The following is a 17,728-nucleotide window of genomic DNA, read 5'->3' on the forward strand; positions in this document are numbered from 1 at the left end:
TATGCGGGAAGTGGTTATCGTTGAAGGGATTCGCACGCCGGTAGGCAGAAGGAACGGTGTCTTGAAAGACGTTCGCCCTGATGATCTGGCAGGGGAAGTATTGAAGAAGCTGATTGAAAAGGCGGGCATCGATCCGGCTGTTGTAGATGATGTCATTTTAGGCTGTGTTTCACAATCGGGCGAACAGGCCGGTGATATAGCAAGGGTTGCTGCACTGATTGCCGGATTTCCGATTGAAGTGCCGGGAACGACGATTGACCGTCAATGCGGATCAAGTCAGCAGGCAGTCCATTTCGCTTCCCAGGCAATCTTGTCGGGTGATATGGATGTGGTAGTGGCCGGTGGAGTGGAAAACATGTCACGAGTTCCCATGGGGTCCAATTATCAAGGTGCTGTAACAAGCCAAAAGTATATGGACTTGCATGAGGTGATCAACCAAGGTTTATCAGCTGAGAGAATCGCCGATAAGTGGGGAATAACACGTGAAGATTGTGATCAGTTTTCCGTTGAGAGTCATACCAAGGCAATACGTGCTCAAAAGGAAGGGCATTTTAACCGTGAAATGATATCAGTAACGGGTACTGATAAAGAAGGAAATCAAATCGAAGTTACGGAAGATCAAGGCCCAAGGGGTGGAACTACGCTTGAAGTACTTGCTGGATTGAAACCGGTTTTTCAAGAAGGCGGTTTAATCCATGCAGGGAACTCAAGTCAGATCAGTGACGGTGCTGCCGCTTTATTATTGATGGAACGCAGGAAAGCCGAAGAGCTTGGTTTGAAACCGCGCTTTAAAGTGCATACACGGGTTGTTGTCGGGTCAGATCCGACCCTGATGCTAACGGGACCGATTCCCGCCACCCAAAAAGCTTTGGAAAAAGCAGGTCTTACAATTGATGATATCGATATCTTTGAAGTGAATGAGGCTTTCGCTCCTGTACCGATTGCCTGGCTAAAGGAAACGGGGGCAGACCCCAAGAAGCTGAATCCAAATGGCGGGGCAATTGCCTTGGGTCATCCTCTTGGCGGCAGCGGGGCCCGATTGATGGTGTCGATGATCCATGCGTTAGAAAGGACGGGCGGCCGTTATGGGCTGCAAACAATGTGTGAAGGCCACGGCATGGCAAATGCCACCATCATTGAAAGATTGGACTGAAGCTGGACTATCCATTTATGAACATTCGTAATTCACACGAAAGTAAAAGCTGAAAAAGGGATGATGCCGACCATCGGCAGGCTTTGCCTGAACTCTTCCTGTTGATGGTGGTTACTTGAGGAGGAACATGATATGTCAGTAACGATTAAAAATATCTTTGATCAGACGGTTCAGAAATTCCCCATTAAAGAAGCTATCTACGACGTGAGAAGAAATATCCGCTATACGTACATTCAATGGAATGAACAGGTGAATAGGTTGGCGGCGGCCCTTCAAGCGGAAGGGGTGCGAAAAGGGGACAGGGTCTCTACGTACCTTTACAACAATGAAGAGCTTGCAACAGCATTTTTTGCCTGTGCAAAAATCGGTGCAATCTTTAATCCAATCAACTTCCGTTTAATGCCGGAAGAGTTGGCCTTCATCTTGAACGACGCTGCTCCTAAGGTCGTTTTATTCGAACACGAATTGGAAACGAACGTTGCCGCGGTTGAAAAGCGATTTCCGGAAACGGCCTTCTGGTATATTGATGATGATGTGCCTGGGTATGCCAAAGGTTACCGTCAGAAAATGGCCAGTATCTCATCAAAGCCAGATGAAGTGGACGTTCACGAAGATGATATCTATGCCATCATGTATACGAGCGGGACAACCGGACGTCCCAAAGGGGTCATTCACCTTCATAAAGACATGGTCAAACAAGCCGAGATTTTAATAGAGGCCTTGAAGTACGAACGCTCTGATATCGGCTTGATTACTGCACCGATGTTTCATTGTGCTGAATTGCACTGTTCCTTTTTACCTCGCGTACAGGTCGGTGCCGCAAATGTCATATTACATCAATTTAATCCCAAAAAGGTCATGGAACTAATTGAATCCGAGGGGATCACCAAGTTTTTTGCTGCACCTACGATGTGGAACATGCTCATCCAGGAAAACTTGGAAGAGTATAAATTCCAGAGTTTGAAGCTAGGGCTTTATGGAGCAGCCCCGATGGCTCCATCACTTGTACGTGCCTGTCAGGAAAAACTCGGCATCCAGTTCATCCAAGCTTATGGAATGACTGAAATGGGTCCCGCCATCACTCTTCTATTGGAGGAAGATCAAATTAGGAAAGCAGGTTCTGCCGGCAAAGCATGTTCCGGTCATGAAATCATCATTGCCCGTCCGAATGAAGAAGGGCCATCGGATCCCGAGGATATGCTGGAACCTGGTGAAACAGGGGAAATCCTTGTGAAGGGTCCGTGTATCATGCAGGGTTACTTTCAAAAAGATAGAGAGACCGAAAAGGCGCTTTACAAAGGCTGGTACCATTCCGGTGACATCGGTTTCCTGGATGAGGATGGATATCTGTGGGTCAAGGACCGGGTGGACGACATGATTATTTCTGGAGGAGAAAATATTTATCCACGTGAAGTGGAAGATACACTATATGAGCATCAAGGGGTTCTCGACTGTGCAGTTCTTGGTCAGCCAGATGATCAATGGGGGGAAATGGTAACGGCCTTCATCGTAGCCAAAGACCCTTCGCTAGCGGAAACCGATTTAGAAACCTGGTGTAAGAACAGTAATACTTTGGCGAACTATAAACGTCCAAGAAGATATATCTTCTGTAATGAGCTGCCTCGAAACGCAAGTGGGAAGATACAAAAATTCTTACTTCGTAAACAATTGGAAGAAAATGCTGATGGCAAAAGTTTGGGGAACCTTCTTTAATGCCGGGGTCAATAGTGATAAAACTACTAACAAGTTACGGTTTTGAAAAGTCATTATTGCTTGGCATGCGATAATACATGGAAGGAAGAAATTTAATTAAGAACGTAACAGATATAGATGAATTATTATATAAATAATAATCCTGTGGAACAAATCAAGGAGAGAGAATAGTTATCCACAGTAATAATACAGCCTGGTTAGTGAAACATCCTCTTTATCCACATAATCCACAGGGTTATCCAGAAATAACATTATTTTCATGTTAATAAGGATAATAATTGCACCTATTTCTTGTCAGTATTTTCTGAATATATCCACAATATACACAGGGCTGTGGATAAGCTATATAAATAAAGAAATTATAAGGGGCTGATTTACAGCCCCTTGCTTTGGTTTCTCCTGCTTATAAGCGGCGATTATGAGCACGGCGGTCAGCCGCATTTGCCCGGGCTTGTGCCTCAATATCTTTCTGGTCAGCCAGTTCGGAAGAATATTCAACGTCAAGTCCGTCACTTTTCAGGTTTTTAGGAACCTGAGGAAGTTTCTGTTTGTTCTTATCTCGATTATGGTTTATATTATTGCGTCCCATGTTAGCGCCCCCTAGAATAAAAAATAAGCTGGAGATGAATTCATTAATCATCTCCAGCTTATTTTGTGTTGAGTGGCTGTTCAAAATGTACGGGAAAAAACTCCAAACTTAACGACGGGATTTCTTTTCGGTATATCCCCCAGCTCGATCTGCTTTTTTAAATTCGCGAGCATAAAGAATCGCTTGCGTACTAGTTAAGTTACTTTTCTCTTTATCGTGTTTTTTGAGCAATTAGATCATCTCCATTCCACTTAATATCCCTATTTTTTCCTAAAATGACCCTTTCATACGTGAGAATCTTCTTTTAAGATATTTTGTAAAGCTTCTTTAAGGGTTGGAAAGGAGAAGGTGAATCCTTCCTCTTTAAGTTTAGTGGGAAGGACATTTTGCCCTTCAAGTACAAGTATGCTCATTTCCCCTAGCAGTTTCTTGAGGAAGAAGGGAGGTACGGGTAACCAATGGGGCCGATGAAGGACAGCTCCTATCGTTTTCCCGAATGTATCCATTTGAACGGGGTTCGGTGCCGTAAAATTGACTGGACCTTCTATCTGCTGATCGTTCATGCAAAAGATGATTGCACGGACCACGTCATGGATATGAATCCAGGAAAGCCACTGATTCCCTTTGCCCATCTTTCCTCCGCCGAGAAGTTTATAAGGGAGGACCATCATTGGCAGTGCGCCGTCTTTTTCTCCCAGAATCACCCCGAATCTTGTTAGGATCAACCTTTTACTGTAAGAGCGTGATTTGGCGGCTTCCTTTTCCCATAGTTGAACAGTACGGGCCAAGAAATCATCACCAATGGATTCAGAGGTTTCGGTAAAGGTCTCAACGTCCGAAATACCATAATATCCGATTGCACTTGCATTGATGATGACGGACACTTTATCGGGCAGAATGGAAATGATCCGGTTCATCTCTTTGGAAGCTTCGACCCTGCTTTCGACAATGCGGCGTTTTCGTTCAGGTGTCCAACGCCCGCTGTTCAGAGATTCACCAGCCAGGTTAATGAAAACATCGAGCCCTGACAAGTGCTTTTCCGGCTTTGCCTCCTTGGTTAACCAGCCGATATATGTCAAATTAGTCTGTTTTTTAAATTTTTCGGGATGACGGGTCAAAATATATATATCATGATTTTCTTTTGATAATTCATCAATAAGGGCTGTGCCGACAAAACCGCTTCCACCAGCAATGGCTATTTTCACGAAAACCACTTCCTTTCCCTTTCTTTCCTTCACTTTAACATGCCCTTGTTCTTTTTTCATTTTTAGACATGCTATATATAGAAATGGTAAACGTAAAGGGGTAAAGTAGGGGTGGGGGTGGATTTATGCCAAACATAACAAAAATAACAACCCAAAAGAAACGTAAAGATCGTTATAACATTTTCGTCGACGAAAAATATGCCTTCAGTGTAGACGAAGAAGTGCTATTGAAATTTCATCTGAAAAAGGGTACGGAAATTGATGACCTGCTTTTGGTAGAAATACAATTCCATGATGAAATTCAAAAGGCATTTACCGATGCACTTAATTATTTATCATACCGGATGCGCTCCGAGTCGGAAATTCGCCTTTATTTAAAAAAGAAGGAAACGGAAGAGCCGATCATTAAGGAAGCGATACATAAACTATACAGCTTTAACTATTTAGACGACCTTGAATTTGCGAAGGCTTACGTAAGGACCCATGTGAACGGAGGCAATAAAGGGCCCACTACCCTTAAGCTCGAGCTTAAGGAAAAAGGGGTGCAAGAAAAGTTGGTTGTCGAGGCATTGAAGGAATACCCTCTTGATAGTCAAATTGAACATGCAAGGAAACTTGCTGGAAAAGCGGTCAAAAAGGAAAAAAACATTTCCGAACGAGCTTTAAGGCTGAAAGTTGAACAAACCTTGTTACGGAAAGGTTTCCCTAGGGATGTCATCCATGAAGCGCTTGAAGATGTGACGGTTGAAAAGGATGAAGATGAACAATGGGATTCTCTTTGTCACCATGCCGAAAAAATGCAACGCCGATATAGAAACCATGAAGGCTTCGAATATGAACAAAAAATGAAGCAGGCATTATACCGAAAAGGTTTTCCAATAGAATTGATTGAGCGTTATCTTTCCAATCCTGATGGTGATTAAGTGCATCAATAGCCAAATCACAAAATTTTGTTTAATATAGAAGTAAATTAATATTTCATTTAAGGAGTCATATCTATGAGTGACGTAAGATACAGCAAGTTGTCCGCCTATGAACTACAACAGGAAATTGCAGCGTTGACTGAAAAAGCGAGAAAAGCAGAGCAATTGGGAATGGTTAATGAATTTTCAGTATTGGAACGAAAAGTAACGATGGCCAAGGCCTATTTATTAAATCCGGATGATTTCAAAAAAGGTGAAATATATCAAATTGACGGAGATCCCGGTGTCTATTTCAAAATTGATTATATGAACGGCGTATTCGCCTGGGGTTACCGCTTAGGTGGAAGCGGTAAGGAAGAAGCACTCCCGATTTCAATGTTGAAATAAAAAGGAACCGGGAAAGACCCGATTCCTTTTGATGAATCTTTTAATTCGATCGCTCGTTTGATGCTTTCATTCTTTCTTGAGGGTGTGTATTAATACTGCCATCTGCACGCTTTGAAGCATATCTTGACTTTGCACGAGGCTCGCCTTGGAATTTATTATTGTTTTGGTTAGGGAATCCTTTTTGTTTATTTCGCAAAATTTTTCTCCTCCAAGCATCAGATTAAAGAAAGAAGCGTTTCCGCTTACCACTAGTATGGGTATGGGACAGTATAGTTCATTCTGTAAAAATATTGGCAATGAGGTGGTTCTAATGAATGATTACCATGAAAGATTAACCAAGATACTGCTTGAGAAAAATGAACACATCACGTATGAGCAAGCTTTGACTTGGGTGGAATTATTATGGGAAGATTTCGAAGCGACCTATGCAAAGGCTGGGCATGAGTATGCCGGAGAAGAAATGACATCGCGCGTTGTAAGGACCTGGATTGATAACTACGGTGAGCAATTCCACGAATTCATTGCAAAGAACCCTAAATATCAACAGTTATTAAATCAGCAGAATCGAGTACATTAAAAAAGCTGATTCCAGAGGGGTTCCCTGGAATCAGCTCTTTTTCAATATGCAGCGATTACAAAATAATATTCAATTTCTTCTGCAGTTTCGCTTCGCTAAAGATCCAACCGGTATAAGAATTCAAGATATTCAATTCGCTGTCTAAATGGACAACTGCCACAAACGGGTAATATCCATTGCTGCGGTATCTTAAATCGATAAATCGGACTTCATAATATTCTTTTATCTGTTCGATTTCAAAGCGGTAAACCGGAGAAAAGGATAGAAAGGCTGCCAAGTTAATATCCTTCTTGGCGGCTTCGAGAATTTCACTTTCAGGCAATGGCACTCGATCGAACTTATCTAGAATCGTCACATACCCATTATCGGCCCGTGCCACATAATAATTCTTTTCGGTAATCACCGCAATTTTCCAGCGGTGAAAACGCATGGTCGGTGATAAAAGAATTTTCCTTGCTCCAGGAATTTGCCGTTTGACCACTCTTTTTATAAAAGTTTGTTCCCTGAATCTGGAAATATAATAAATGACGAGTATTCCGTAAATGGAAAGGAATAAATAGCCTGGAGGAAATCCAAAGCCCCATAATATCAGGCCGGCAACATGTATTCCAAAAATGAACGGGTCAAATGTATTGATGACCCCTAAAGCTACCCATTTTGACGAAATCGGCCTAAGAGCCTGAGTCCCATAAGCATTGAATATATCCACGAATACATGAAGGAATACGGCTAAAAAGGTCCAAAGCCAAAGATGAAGGTAATTTGCTTCAGGTATGATGGCGAAAAGTGCTCCGCTGATAATCAAGGGCCAAAGTAAAACAGCGGGAATGGAATGAGTGATTCCACGGTGATTTCGTATATATACAGCGTTATTCCTTAATTTTAAAACGGTGTCAATGTCTGGAGCTTGTGATCCCAATATCGTACCTGCTATGACTGCACTTGCAGTGACTGGGCTCTGCGCAATGACAGGATCTAATGTGGCAAGACCTCCAAGAGCAATTCCCATGACAAAGTGAGTACCTGTATCCAAAAATCTAACCTCCCTGCCACAATTTGAAAAAAATGGTCTTCTCTCATCATACCGTATTTATATATTAACCATCAAATGAATATAATTTTACTTTTTTCCGTGCCCTGTTACAAATAAATGAATATGAACATGATATTAAAAAAAGAATGGCCTACTATAGGTATTCCCATTTTTGATAGGAGTGTAACATCTTTGGAGGAACTGATGTGAAAGAAATAATGATACCGACAATAGAAAAAATAAAAATCGATGGATTTCAAAAAGATTTGGTTTCCTGGTTTCTTGAAGAACAAAGAGAATTGCCATGGAGGGAAAATAAGGACCCGTACCGTGTTTGGGTTTCTGAAATAATGCTGCAGCAAACGAGAGTGGACACGGTTATTCCTTATTTTAACCGGTTTGTGGAATGGTTCCCGACACTAGAGGATTTTGCTAATGCCGATGAAGAGAAAATCCTAAAAGCATGGGAAGGGCTGGGATATTACTCACGTGTAAGGAATCTGCATAGTGCCGTTCAGGAAGTGAAGGCATCCTATAATGGGATTGTACCGGATGATCCAGAAAAAATTTCCAAATTGAAAGGTGTCGGCCCTTATACAGCTGGTGCGATTCTTAGTATCGCATACGGTAAGCCGGAACCAGCTGTTGATGGAAACGTCATGCGTGTTTTATCAAGGATATTAATGATATATGAAGACATAGCAAAGCCAAAGACAAGGAAAACATTCGAAGCTGCCGTCAGAAAGCTGATCGATCATGAACATACCTCAGCCTTCAATCAAGCCTTGATGGAACTTGGAGCATTAATCTGCACACCAGGTAAGCCTGCCTGCCTATTATGTCCCGTTCAAAGTCATTGTCTAGCATTTGAAGCAGGGGTTCAGTCGGAATTGCCGGTAAAAATCCAAAAGAAAAAAACGCGGGATGTACCAATTGTGGCTGCCATTTTAACGAATGATAAAGGTGAATTTTTAATTCACAAGCGAGCATCAGAAGGATTGCTAGCTAATCTTTGGGAATATCCGAACTTCGAAAACCATTCATCCCTTTTGCATAAGAGGGAATTCTTCGAGAGTCGGTTTCAGGAAATGTATGATGTCAAACCGGAAATCACTGAATCACTTGTGAGAATTGAACATGTTTTCTCACATCTCGTTTGGAAAGTGGACACGTATATCGGAGTGGTCAAAGAAGCCATCAGTGAAGAGACACTAAGAGAACAGCAACTTAAGTGGGTGAGTGAAGCTGAGATGGAGGAGTTGGCATTTCCGGTTTCCCACCAAAAAATGATGAAGGCGTATAAAGAAAAAGTAAATATTGAATAAAGGATTTTATTTGATTATATGGTAATATAAGGGTGTTGGGAGGTGTGGGAATGAGGATAGTCATTCAAGCATTCCTGGGTTCAATCATCATACATGCTTTATATTTTGGGAGTGCGATAATGGTTGGCTTCATAAAAACAAGCCGATATAAACCGGACATTGTAAATGCGTGGGGACAAGCAGGGGCACTTCAGAATGAAACAGTATTCGGTAATGTAATTTCACCTTCTTTATATTCGATGACATTTTTGGGGACAGCCCTGATTTGCGCAATGGCTATAACGTCTTATAATAAAATCGTGATTAAAAAAAGGCGCTAGTGATATTTGGTATATGCATAAAAGAGGATATCCGCTAAGATATCCTCTTCCTTTTGTTGATTTTTAAAGCCATATCCGTATAAAATCAATCGTAAATGGTTTTCGTTCCATGAGTATAATCGGCTTCCTGCCTATTAAGTCCGCCTCTATTTTCAATTTCTTTGACGATTTCGCTATGGATACTCTGTCCTTCTTGGTTTAAATAAGGTACCATTTGTTGAAGGGAGTGATGAAAATAGGCTAGTTCACTATTTTCCCAATCCGATTTTTTCATCATCGACAACTCTGTCATATCACGTCCAACATACATAACAGTAACACTCCTTAAAAAAAGATTTTTATTACTCGGTGTTTACTCAGAAAGGATGAATAAACGAATGGAACAAAAAGTGGCACTCGTTACAGGTAGCAGTAAAGGTTTAGGCAGAAACACGGCAATAAGGCTTGCGGAGGAAGGTTACGACCTCGTTATTAATTATGCCCGGAGCAAGTCGAAAGCATTAGAAGTGGCAGCCGAAATTGAAGCGTTGGGGCGAAAAGCCCTTGTAGTTAAGGCAAATGTCGGTGACGTTGCGAAAGTGAAAAGCATGTTCGAGGAAATCGATGCTTATTATGGACGTTTGGATATTTTCATCAATAATGCGGCCTCAGGAGTGCAGCGTCCGTTGATGGAGCTGGAGGAATCCCATTGGAACTGGACCATGGACATTAATACAAAAGCCCTCCTTTTCTGTGCACAGGAAGCGGCGAAATTAATGGAGAGGAATGGCGGAGGGAAAATCGTCAGCATCAGTTCACTAGGATCCATTCGCTATTTGAAAAATTATACAGCTGTTGGAGTTTCCAAAGCTGCGCTTGAAGCCCTGACAAGATATTTAGCGGTCGAATTGGCTGCAAAAAATATTTGTGTCAATGCCGTTTCAGGCGGTGTGATCGATACGGATGCCCTGAAGTCTTTCCCGAATCGGGATGAAATGCTTGCTGAGGCGGCAGAACAGACTCCGGCTGGACGGATGGTCGAGGTGGAAGATATGGTAAATACCATCCTGTTTTTAATTTCCGATGGAGCCAGTATGATTCGTGGACAAACCGTAATAGTTGATGGGGGCATTTCATTGCTTGTTTAATATAACTGGAAAAATTTAAATGTTTTTAGTTGGATAACACTCTTGGATAATGGTTATCTTATTATCGTGGAGGTGATATCAATGGCTAATAACAAAAATAAATCACAAGCAGGTACAAACGCTCAACAAGTGAGACAGCAAAACGCGCAATCTCAGCAAGGACAAGGCCAATTCGGTACAGAGTTTGCTTCTGAAACTAACGTTCAAGAAGTGAGACAACAAAACGCGCAATCTCAGCAAAAAAAAGGTCAAGGTCAAGCACAAGGCCAATTCGGTACAGAGTTTGCTTCTGAAACTAACGTTCAAGAAGTGAAACAACAAAACCAAAAATCTCAAAGCAATAAAAGCCAAGGCTAATTGCCGATGAAAAGCATCCTTCTTTTGAAGGGTGCTTTTTTTTGCCTACCAATAGATTCGACAAATGTTTCGTCTTGTTTACATTTTATGTCAAAGGAAAAAACGGATAAAAATAGAATATACATACTATAGAAAAAATACAGATTAGGAAGGTGCATTCATGGAGGAATTTAACCGGCTTATAAACAACCAGTTGAAAACGATGGATAAGCTTTTACTTTTACAATCCGAAATCGAAAGATGCCAAGATATAGAGAAGCAACTCCTTGCCCTGGAAGAGGAGATTGAAGCAGTCACCATTCAGGAAGAGATTCAACTCAAAAAGCAGGAATTGAAAAGTATCCATGATATGTTCGAAAAGCAAACGGAAGAAGTCATCCGCTATTTTCAGCAAGGACAGGCTGCCATACAATAAAAACCGGCTAATTTCTAAGTTAAAATGGGTGGATGGTCAGACTTTTTCGACTTATTTACACATTTTCACTGGGAGATTAGCCACTTTTGTTTTAAATTTATGAATAAATCGCTATAATATAGGAATATAGGGTAAATGGAAAAAAGTATATATTTTAAATACACACAACAACTGCAAACGGAATAGGGCACAGTACGCTGTCAGGGTGTCTATAGAAAGTAGGGAGAGATAAATGGGGATTGTTCCTGCCGAAGGAGGAAAAATCCAAATCCATAGCTATAAACATAATGGACATATCCATCGTATCTGGGAAGAGACGACCGTTTTAAAAGGGACCCAAAATCTGGTGATAGCAGCGAATGACCGTACTATGGTAACTGAATCAGATGGAAGGACCTGGATTACGAGAGAGCCGGCGATTTGCTATTTTCATTCAAAGTATTGGTTTAATGTTATTGGTATGTTGAGAGAGGACGGGGTTTATTATTATTGCAATATCAGTTCACCGTTCACATACGATTCGGGAGCATTGAAATACATTGACTATGACCTGGACATTAAAGTATTCCCAGATATGACGTTTAATTTGCTGGATGAGGATGAATATGAAAGGCATCGGAAAGAAATGAATTACCCGGATGCCATCGATTCAATATTGAAACAGAACGTAGACTATTTGATTTATATGATACGCCAGCGAAAAGGACCATTCTCCGCAGAGTTTATTGATAGTTGGTATGAACGCTTTTTAACCTATCGATGATAGAAAAGGCCTGCTGCTTAATTGGCAGGCTTTTTCATTGTGATTCAATCTTTCAAGAAAGCAGGAACGATTAGTAACTTTAAATCCTTGCCCCCTATAAATTGTATGATTGTTAGTGAATGAAATCCTTTTGATAGTTAATCTTCGAAAAGGAAAATATAATTGAATAGTGCATATAAGATTCTAAATTGACTGTTATGGACTTTTTTTATCATTTGGATTTAATGATTCAGAAAAGGAGGGATTCCGTGGGGAGCATTAAGAGATATTTGCAATTCGTCAAACCATATAAATGGCAGATAATCGGGACGGTACTGATTGGATTGCTAAAGTTCGCGATTCCGCTTTTGCTTCCATTGCTCAGTAAGTATATAGTGGATGACATCATCGGGAATGGTGACCTGTCCAAAGCCGTGAAATCTGAACGCCTTTTATGGGCAATGGCCATCATGATATTCATTTTCGTTGCAGTTAGACCGCCGATTGAGTATTACCGTCAATATTTCGCTCAATGGACCGGAACGAAAATCTTATATGATATTCGTAATGATTTATTTACTCATATACAGAAACTGAGTTTTAAATATTATTCCAATACAAGGGTGGGCGAGGTCATTTCAAGGATGATCACGGATGTGGAACAAACGAAGAACTTTGTCATCACGGGTCTGATGAACCTTTGGCTCGATATCGCAACGATCATCATAGTGATAGTCATCATGTTTACGATGGACGTGAAGTTAACCATTGTATCCATTATCATGCTTCCATTTTATGCATTTTCGATTAAGCATTTCTTTGGCAAACTGAGAACCTATACAAGGATTCGGTCCCAAGCGTTAGCGGATGTACAGAGTCACCTTCATGAACGGGTTTCAGGGATGTCAGTCATCAAAAGCTTTGCGATAGAAGACAGGGAACAGGAATTGTTTGCGAAGCAGAACAAGAATTTCCTCGATAAGGCCCTAAAGCATACGAGCTGGAATGCTAAGTCATTTGCTGTCGTGAATACGATCACGGATATTGCCCCCTTGCTCGTGATAGGCTTTGCCGGTTATCAGGTCATTCATGAACAATTGTCACTGGGCACCATGGTTGCTTTTGTCGGTTTCATAGACCGGTTATATAATCCTCTCAGACGTTTAGTTAACTCTTCGACGACAATGACCCAGACATTGGCGTCCATGGACAGGGTTTTTGAGTTTGTGGATGAGAAGTATGATATCGATGACGAACCAGGGGCGAAAGAGCTGAAGCATGTAGATGGCCGAATAACCTTTCAGGATGTATCGTTTGCTTATGACGAGAAAGAGGCACCCGTTTTGAAACATATAAATTTGGATGTTAAACCAGGGGAAACCATTGCACTTGTTGGGATGAGCGGCGGTGGGAAATCCTCGATCGTCAGTTTGATTTCCCGTTTCTATGATGTGACGGAGGGAAGGGTATTATTGGATGGGACGGATATCCGTAAATATCAAGTCCGCAGCCTAAGAGATAAAATAGGAATGGTTCTACAGGATAATATCTTATTTAGTGAATCGGTTAAGGCCAACATCCTTATGGGAAGGCCTGATGCAAGTGATGAAGAAGTAGTTGAAGCGGCAAAGGCGGCGAATGCCCATGACTTCATCATGGGTCTAAAAGAAGGATATGAAACAAAAGTCGGGGAGCGGGGAGTTAAATTATCCGGAGGTCAAAAGCAACGGGTGGCCATTGCGAGGGTATTTTTGAAAAACCCGCCAATCCTTGTTCTCGACGAAGCCACATCCGCATTGGATTTGGAAAGTGAACACTATATCCAAGAGGCGCTGGAGATTTTGGCGAAAAACCGGACCACCATCATCGTGGCCCATCGATTATCGACCATCACCCATGCCGATCGGATCGTTCATATCGATAATGGGGAAATAACGGAAATGGGAACACACGAAGAACTTATGAAAAAGCAAGGGCATTATTACAACCTATTTCAAGTACAACAATTGGATTCTTAAGGAGAAAAGGTAAAACAATATACAAAAGAAGACCATTCCGCAAACGGGAATGGTCTTTCTTATTCTTGATCCGTGCATACACGTTATGAAATCCTTTTTTCATGCAGCGTTTTTTTCCTGTCAGGAAGGAATTGCGGAAGATGCTTAATTCCCTCAGGCAAGGCGATGCCGACGATGATCAAGCACATCCCGAACCATTGCAGTGACGTAACCTGTTCATTCAAGAAGATGACGGAAACGACCATCGCTGAAGGCAGCTCCGCTGCACAAAGAATCGTTCCAAGCCCGACACCCACTTTCGGCAAACTGACAGCAAAGAAAAAGAAAGGAACTAAAACACCCAAAGTGCCCAGCAGCAGACCATAGTACCATAGGTTCGTTTGGACAAGATTCGTAACAAGTGTAACGGGGTTAGTTGTGAATACAGCAGTCAGCATACCACCCGTTGCAATGAAAAACAGCCGTTTCATTGAAGATTCCCCAACTGCGAATTGAGAGTTGCAATACATATATAGAGCAAAAAGCACCGCAGACAATAGTCCGAACAATACGCCCTTTAAGCTTAGGGCAGATAGAGGCTGACCAAAAATCGCCCCTGCCAATAATGTCCCGATGAAGAGAACGAAAATGGCAATGAGTTTATTTTTATCCGGGCGTCTTTTATTTATGAAACTTTCAATAAGGACGCCTATCCAGGTAAATTGAAATAAAAAGACAACGGCAATCGAAGCGGGAAGCTCGGATACGGAAACGGCATATGCCTTTCCGACGAAAGTGGACATCATACCTGTGATTAAAAGTAATCCGGCACTCTTCCATGAAACTTTATATTTAAACGAAAAAAGAAATAACACGGAGACAATCAGCCAACCGACGAGGTATTGACTGCCGACCAGTTCTCCAGATGAATGGCCATCCATGAAGCCAAACTTGATCATGGTTGATAGTGTGCCATATGAGATTGAACCGATTAAGACCATTATGGAATACTTCAAAAGTTGCATATTTTTCACCCCTGTAAAAATAAAAATCGCCACCTGCCAAAAAGGCAAGTGACGAACGAAAAAAGGAAATCCTTTTAAAATTCCGTCTCTCAACAAAAGCTGAGTTTAAAAAAATGTTTGTGTTGCACTACCCTAGCTTAAAGTCTTTGTGAATATTTGTCAACCAGAAAAAAAGTTAAAGCCTGCACGTCGATCCCTAGTTTGAAGGTGGTGGCAGAGGTAAGAGAAGATCCTTTCATGGCATATAAAACAAAACCCCAAAAGGCAAATATGCCGAATGGGGGGGCGTGTTTCAATCGCCATTTTGCTGAAAGTCTTCCAATGTACCACGATATTCTTCGTCTTTCATTTTGCGAAGATTAGGCTTTTTTTCTGCAGTTGGCTCATCGTTAGGCTTATGATTGTGAAGCTTGGAAAGAGCCGAACGATAATCCTGATCTTTCATTTTCAATTCATCATTGTGTGTTGGGACGATGATTTCGGTAACGGGATCATCATCCGAAGAAGAAGCGGACTCTCCCGACGAGTTCTCTTTCTCGAGAACTGGCTTATCTTCAGGTGATAAGGCTCTGATATTGAATGTGATCAAGCCCGTAACCGCTAATATGGCAACGATGATAATTAGAATTATGCCCATTGAATCAAGCCTCCTAGAGCTCGTTTATGAATGAACGGGTGACATGGGCTACCCGTTTTCCTAATGCTTCTCCAAGCTGCAAGTCATTTTTGGTGATGTTGTCATCCACACCGGGCGGACAGCTTATCCCTACTCCATAGTAGGAACCATATAAGGCGTTTTCCGGGACAGTGCCGGGTAAGCCCACAATGATCATGCCTTGATGAAGCATAGGGGTGATTAAGTTCAGCATGGTAGCTTCGAGTCCGCCATGTACGGTGGCCGTCGTACAGAATACAGCACCCACTTTATTAATCAGCGCACCTTCCGCCCATAGATACCCAAGTTTATCAATCCATGCTTTCAAGCTCGAACTGATGGTGCCGAAATGACCGGGACAGCCCCAAATGATGGCATCCATTTCCTGAAGCTTATAAACATCCGCTTCGTTTACATGGTCAATGAGAACCTCAGCCCCAGGAACCGCAGCGGCTCCTTGAGCTATTGATTCGGCAAGTGCTTTCGTATGGTTACCTTCACTGTCGTAAACAACATAAATCTTCATTTTTATTCCCCCATTTCATTAAACCGATTTTTTTACAGGTGAAGGAAGCAAAGGTACATCCAAATGTTCTTGTTTAGCTTTTTTCATTGCTTTGTCCTTCCGAACGTCACGCAAAAACAGTGAGAGAACGATACCGGCAATTGCGAAGCCTGTTGCCCAAAAGAATGCATCATTGATTCCCATCACATTTGCTTGACCCTGGATTTGTGAAGAAATCAGCGACATGGCAGTTTCCTGTGCCTGTTCACTAGTTTGATTCATCGAACTCATGACGGATTGTACGATTGTTTGGAAATTCTGAACAAATCCGGGATCACTCGTACTCATTTCCGTTCCTAAAGCTGTTCCATGGAAAGAAGCACGGGTAGTATAAATGGTCGTCACGAAGCTAGTACCAATGGCTCCGGTTACTTGTTTCAGCGTATTGCTCATTGCCGTACCATGTGTATTCAAATGCTTAGGAAGCTGATTCATCCCAGCTGTCATGATCGGCATCATCAGTAAAGACATTCCAAGTGCGCGGATGGCATAGATGATGACCAAAGTCGAATAGGTTGTTTCCGTAGTCAATTTAGCGAATTCGAAGGTTGTGACGGCAGTAATCGCTAAACCAATCAGTGCTAATGGACGAGGTCCGATTTTGTCAAATAACGCTCCTGAAATGGGTGACATCACCATCATCACAAGGGCCCCGGGTAACATCAATAGACCGGATTGAACTGGTGTGAAGCCTCTTAAAGTCTGCAAATATATAGGCAATAAGAATATCCCGGTAAACATGGCCACTGTGACGATGGCGGAAATGATATTCGATAATACGAACATGTCATATTTAAATACACGGAAGTCGAGCATAGGTGTATCGGATTTTAGCTGTTGAACCACAAATAGGGTCAAAAGAATCAGCCCAATGATGATCGTTCCCAGAACGATGGAATCCGTCCAGCTTTTGGAACCTGCTTCACTGACACCGTATAGTAATGAAGCAACACCTAGCAAGGATAGAGAGGCGCCCATCAAATCCAATTTGATTTTCTTTGGTTCTGCTACATTACGCATACTTAAAAAGGCGAGTGTCATGACAATCATGCCTAATGGCACCATTGCGTAGAACATGACGCGCCAGCTATATTCCTGAATCACCCAACCTGATAAAGTCGGGCCGATGGCAGGGGCAAACATAATGGCGAGTCCAAAGATTCCCATTCCTTTCCCGCGCATTTCCGGAGGGAAGATGAAAAGGATGATCGTCATGACCAATGGCTGCAGGATCCCACCGCCAGCAGCCTGGATCAGACGGCCTGTAAGTATGACGGGGAAATTTGGTGCGATGCCGCAGATGAATGTCCCGACGGTGAATAGAAACATGGCAGCAAGGAATAAAATCCGCGTGCCAAACCGTTCTATTAAAAAAGCGGACAGTGGGATCAAGGCTCCATTCACGAGCATGAATCCAGTTGATAGCCATTGAATCGTAGTCGCAGCTACATTGAATTCTGCCATCATCCGCGGCATGGCGACACTAAGCAGGGTTTGATTCAAAATGACCATGAACAAACCTAGCATTAAGATAATTAACATGGGGGCAAACTGTTTCATTCCCTTGTTTTCGTTTACTGAGATGGTTTGAGAAGTCATTTATTGAAAAGCCTCCTTTCT

The 17,728-nt window shown here is 42.1% G+C and carries 22 protein-coding genes; 12 read left to right on the forward strand and 10 right to left on the reverse strand.

From position 1 onward, the window contains the following. Position 1 precedes the first annotated feature (1 nt). Together NYE63_RS03775 and NYE63_RS03780 are read left to right on the forward strand one after the other, a co-directional pair. Positions 2-1,153 (forward strand): thiolase family protein, encoded by a 1,152-nt coding sequence (locus tag NYE63_RS03775; RefSeq protein ID WP_342604136.1) that lies wholly within the window; start codon positions 2-4, stop codon positions 1,151-1,153. Between the two features lie 132 nt (positions 1,154-1,285). Further along, positions 1,286-2,866, forward strand: a complete 1,581-nt coding sequence (locus NYE63_RS03780) for a fatty acid--CoA ligase (protein WP_342604137.1) — start codon at positions 1,286-1,288, stop codon at positions 2,864-2,866. A gap of 403 nt (positions 2,867-3,269) precedes the next feature. On the opposite strand, the gene NYE63_RS03785 is transcribed toward NYE63_RS03780, so the two are convergent. From NYE63_RS03785 to NYE63_RS03795, 3 genes are all read right to left on the reverse strand, one after another. Continuing rightward, the gene (locus NYE63_RS03785) at positions 3,270-3,455 is read right to left on the reverse strand and encodes a YfhD family protein (RefSeq protein ID WP_342604138.1); all 186 of its coding nucleotides are present in this window, start codon (positions 3,453-3,455) and stop codon (positions 3,270-3,272) included. A gap of 108 nt (positions 3,456-3,563) precedes the next feature. Further along, positions 3,564-3,686, reverse strand: coding sequence for a YfhE family protein (locus NYE63_RS03790; RefSeq protein ID WP_081088510.1), 123 nt, complete (start codon positions 3,684-3,686; stop codon positions 3,564-3,566). 53 nt (positions 3,687-3,739) lie between these two features. Next, a complete protein-coding gene (locus NYE63_RS03795) occupies positions 3,740-4,660 on the reverse strand; it encodes a TIGR01777 family oxidoreductase (RefSeq protein ID WP_342605673.1) in 921 nt (306 codons plus the stop codon). Positions 4,661-4,785: 125 nt separating this feature from the next. Between NYE63_RS03795 and recX the strand changes: the two genes are divergently transcribed. Both recX and NYE63_RS03805 read left to right on the forward strand, forming a co-directional pair. After that, positions 4,786-5,583, forward strand: coding sequence for a recombination regulator RecX (gene recX / locus NYE63_RS03800; protein ID WP_342604139.1), 798 nt, complete (start codon positions 4,786-4,788; stop codon positions 5,581-5,583). 75 nt (positions 5,584-5,658) lie between these two features. After that, positions 5,659-5,970, forward strand: a complete 312-nt coding sequence (locus NYE63_RS03805; RefSeq protein ID WP_063234815.1) for a YfhH family protein — start codon at positions 5,659-5,661, stop codon at positions 5,968-5,970. A 40-nt stretch (positions 5,971-6,010) separates the two neighbouring features. Here NYE63_RS03805 and NYE63_RS03810 read toward each other — a convergent pair whose 3' ends face one another. After that, entirely contained in the window at positions 6,011-6,169 is a 159-nt protein-coding gene (locus NYE63_RS03810; RefSeq protein WP_342605674.1) for a small, acid-soluble spore protein K, read from the reverse strand. A 111-nt stretch (positions 6,170-6,280) separates the two neighbouring features. On the opposite strand from NYE63_RS03810, the gene NYE63_RS03815 reads away from it, so the two are divergent. Further along, positions 6,281-6,547, forward strand: a complete 267-nt coding sequence (locus NYE63_RS03815; protein WP_101225953.1) for a YfhJ family protein — start codon at positions 6,281-6,283, stop codon at positions 6,545-6,547. A 55-nt stretch (positions 6,548-6,602) separates the two neighbouring features. Here NYE63_RS03815 and NYE63_RS03820 read toward each other — a convergent pair whose 3' ends face one another. Beyond that, positions 6,603-7,580, reverse strand: a complete 978-nt coding sequence (locus NYE63_RS03820) for a metal-dependent hydrolase (RefSeq protein ID WP_342604140.1) — start codon at positions 7,578-7,580, stop codon at positions 6,603-6,605. 206 nt (positions 7,581-7,786) lie between these two features. On the opposite strand from NYE63_RS03820, the gene mutY reads away from it, so the two are divergent. Together mutY and NYE63_RS03830 are read left to right on the forward strand one after the other, a co-directional pair. After that, entirely contained in the window at positions 7,787-8,905 is a 1,119-nt protein-coding gene (gene mutY / locus NYE63_RS03825; protein ID WP_342604141.1) for an A/G-specific adenine glycosylase, read from the forward strand. Positions 8,906-8,955: 50 nt separating this feature from the next. Further along, positions 8,956-9,225, forward strand: a complete 270-nt coding sequence (locus NYE63_RS03830) for a hypothetical protein (RefSeq protein ID WP_342604142.1) — start codon at positions 8,956-8,958, stop codon at positions 9,223-9,225. A gap of 85 nt (positions 9,226-9,310) precedes the next feature. On the opposite strand, the gene NYE63_RS03835 is transcribed toward NYE63_RS03830, so the two are convergent. Further along, the gene (locus NYE63_RS03835; protein ID WP_061461732.1) at positions 9,311-9,535 is read right to left on the reverse strand and encodes a hypothetical protein; all 225 of its coding nucleotides are present in this window, start codon (positions 9,533-9,535) and stop codon (positions 9,311-9,313) included. 67 nt (positions 9,536-9,602) lie between these two features. Here NYE63_RS03835 and fabL point away from each other — a divergent pair, with 67 nt between their 5' ends. The 5 genes from fabL (at position 9,603) to NYE63_RS03860 (ending at position 13,884) form a co-directional block, all read left to right on the forward strand. Continuing rightward, entirely contained in the window at positions 9,603-10,352 is a 750-nt protein-coding gene (gene fabL / locus NYE63_RS03840) for an enoyl-[acyl-carrier-protein] reductase FabL (RefSeq protein WP_342604143.1), read from the forward strand. An 81-nt stretch (positions 10,353-10,433) separates the two neighbouring features. Then, positions 10,434-10,709: a gamma-type small acid-soluble spore protein gene (locus NYE63_RS03845; protein WP_342604144.1), complete on the forward strand. Its 276-nt coding sequence runs from the start codon at positions 10,434-10,436 to the stop codon at positions 10,707-10,709. A 160-nt stretch (positions 10,710-10,869) separates the two neighbouring features. After that, entirely contained in the window at positions 10,870-11,124 is a 255-nt protein-coding gene (locus NYE63_RS03850; protein ID WP_342604145.1) for a YgaB family protein, read from the forward strand. Positions 11,125-11,356: 232 nt separating this feature from the next. Next, positions 11,357-11,887, forward strand: coding sequence for a DUF402 domain-containing protein (locus NYE63_RS03855; RefSeq protein WP_048685440.1), 531 nt, complete (start codon positions 11,357-11,359; stop codon positions 11,885-11,887). A gap of 248 nt (positions 11,888-12,135) precedes the next feature. Continuing rightward, complete coding sequence (locus NYE63_RS03860) at positions 12,136-13,884, forward strand: ABC transporter ATP-binding protein (protein ID WP_342604146.1); 1,749 nt, start codon at positions 12,136-12,138, stop codon at positions 13,882-13,884. Between the two features lie 83 nt (positions 13,885-13,967). Here the strand turns inward: NYE63_RS03860 and NYE63_RS03865 are convergent, their stop codons facing one another. The 4 genes from NYE63_RS03865 to NYE63_RS03880 all read right to left on the reverse strand — a co-directional run bounded on the left by NYE63_RS03865 (position 13,968) and on the right by NYE63_RS03880 (position 17,707). Further along, complete coding sequence (locus tag NYE63_RS03865) at positions 13,968-14,888, reverse strand: DMT family transporter (RefSeq protein ID WP_342604147.1); 921 nt, start codon at positions 14,886-14,888, stop codon at positions 13,968-13,970. A gap of 292 nt (positions 14,889-15,180) precedes the next feature. Then, positions 15,181-15,525 carry a hypothetical protein gene (locus NYE63_RS03870; RefSeq protein WP_342604148.1) on the reverse strand — a complete coding sequence of 115 codons (345 nt, stop codon included), beginning with the start codon at positions 15,523-15,525 and terminating at the stop codon, positions 15,181-15,183. A 13-nt stretch (positions 15,526-15,538) separates the two neighbouring features. Next, complete coding sequence (locus tag NYE63_RS03875; RefSeq protein WP_214747539.1) at positions 15,539-16,069, reverse strand: NAD(P)H-dependent oxidoreductase; 531 nt, start codon at positions 16,067-16,069, stop codon at positions 15,539-15,541. Positions 16,070-16,087: 18 nt separating this feature from the next. Then, on the reverse strand, positions 16,088-17,707 hold the full coding sequence (locus NYE63_RS03880) for a DHA2 family efflux MFS transporter permease subunit (protein WP_342604149.1): 1,620 nt from the start codon (positions 17,705-17,707) through the stop codon (positions 16,088-16,090). Positions 17,708-17,728: the final 21 nt, after the last annotated feature.

Source organism: Peribacillus sp. FSL E2-0159, assembly GCF_038643155.1.
Lineage (GTDB): Bacteria > Bacillota > Bacilli > Bacillales > DSM-1321 > Peribacillus > Peribacillus simplex.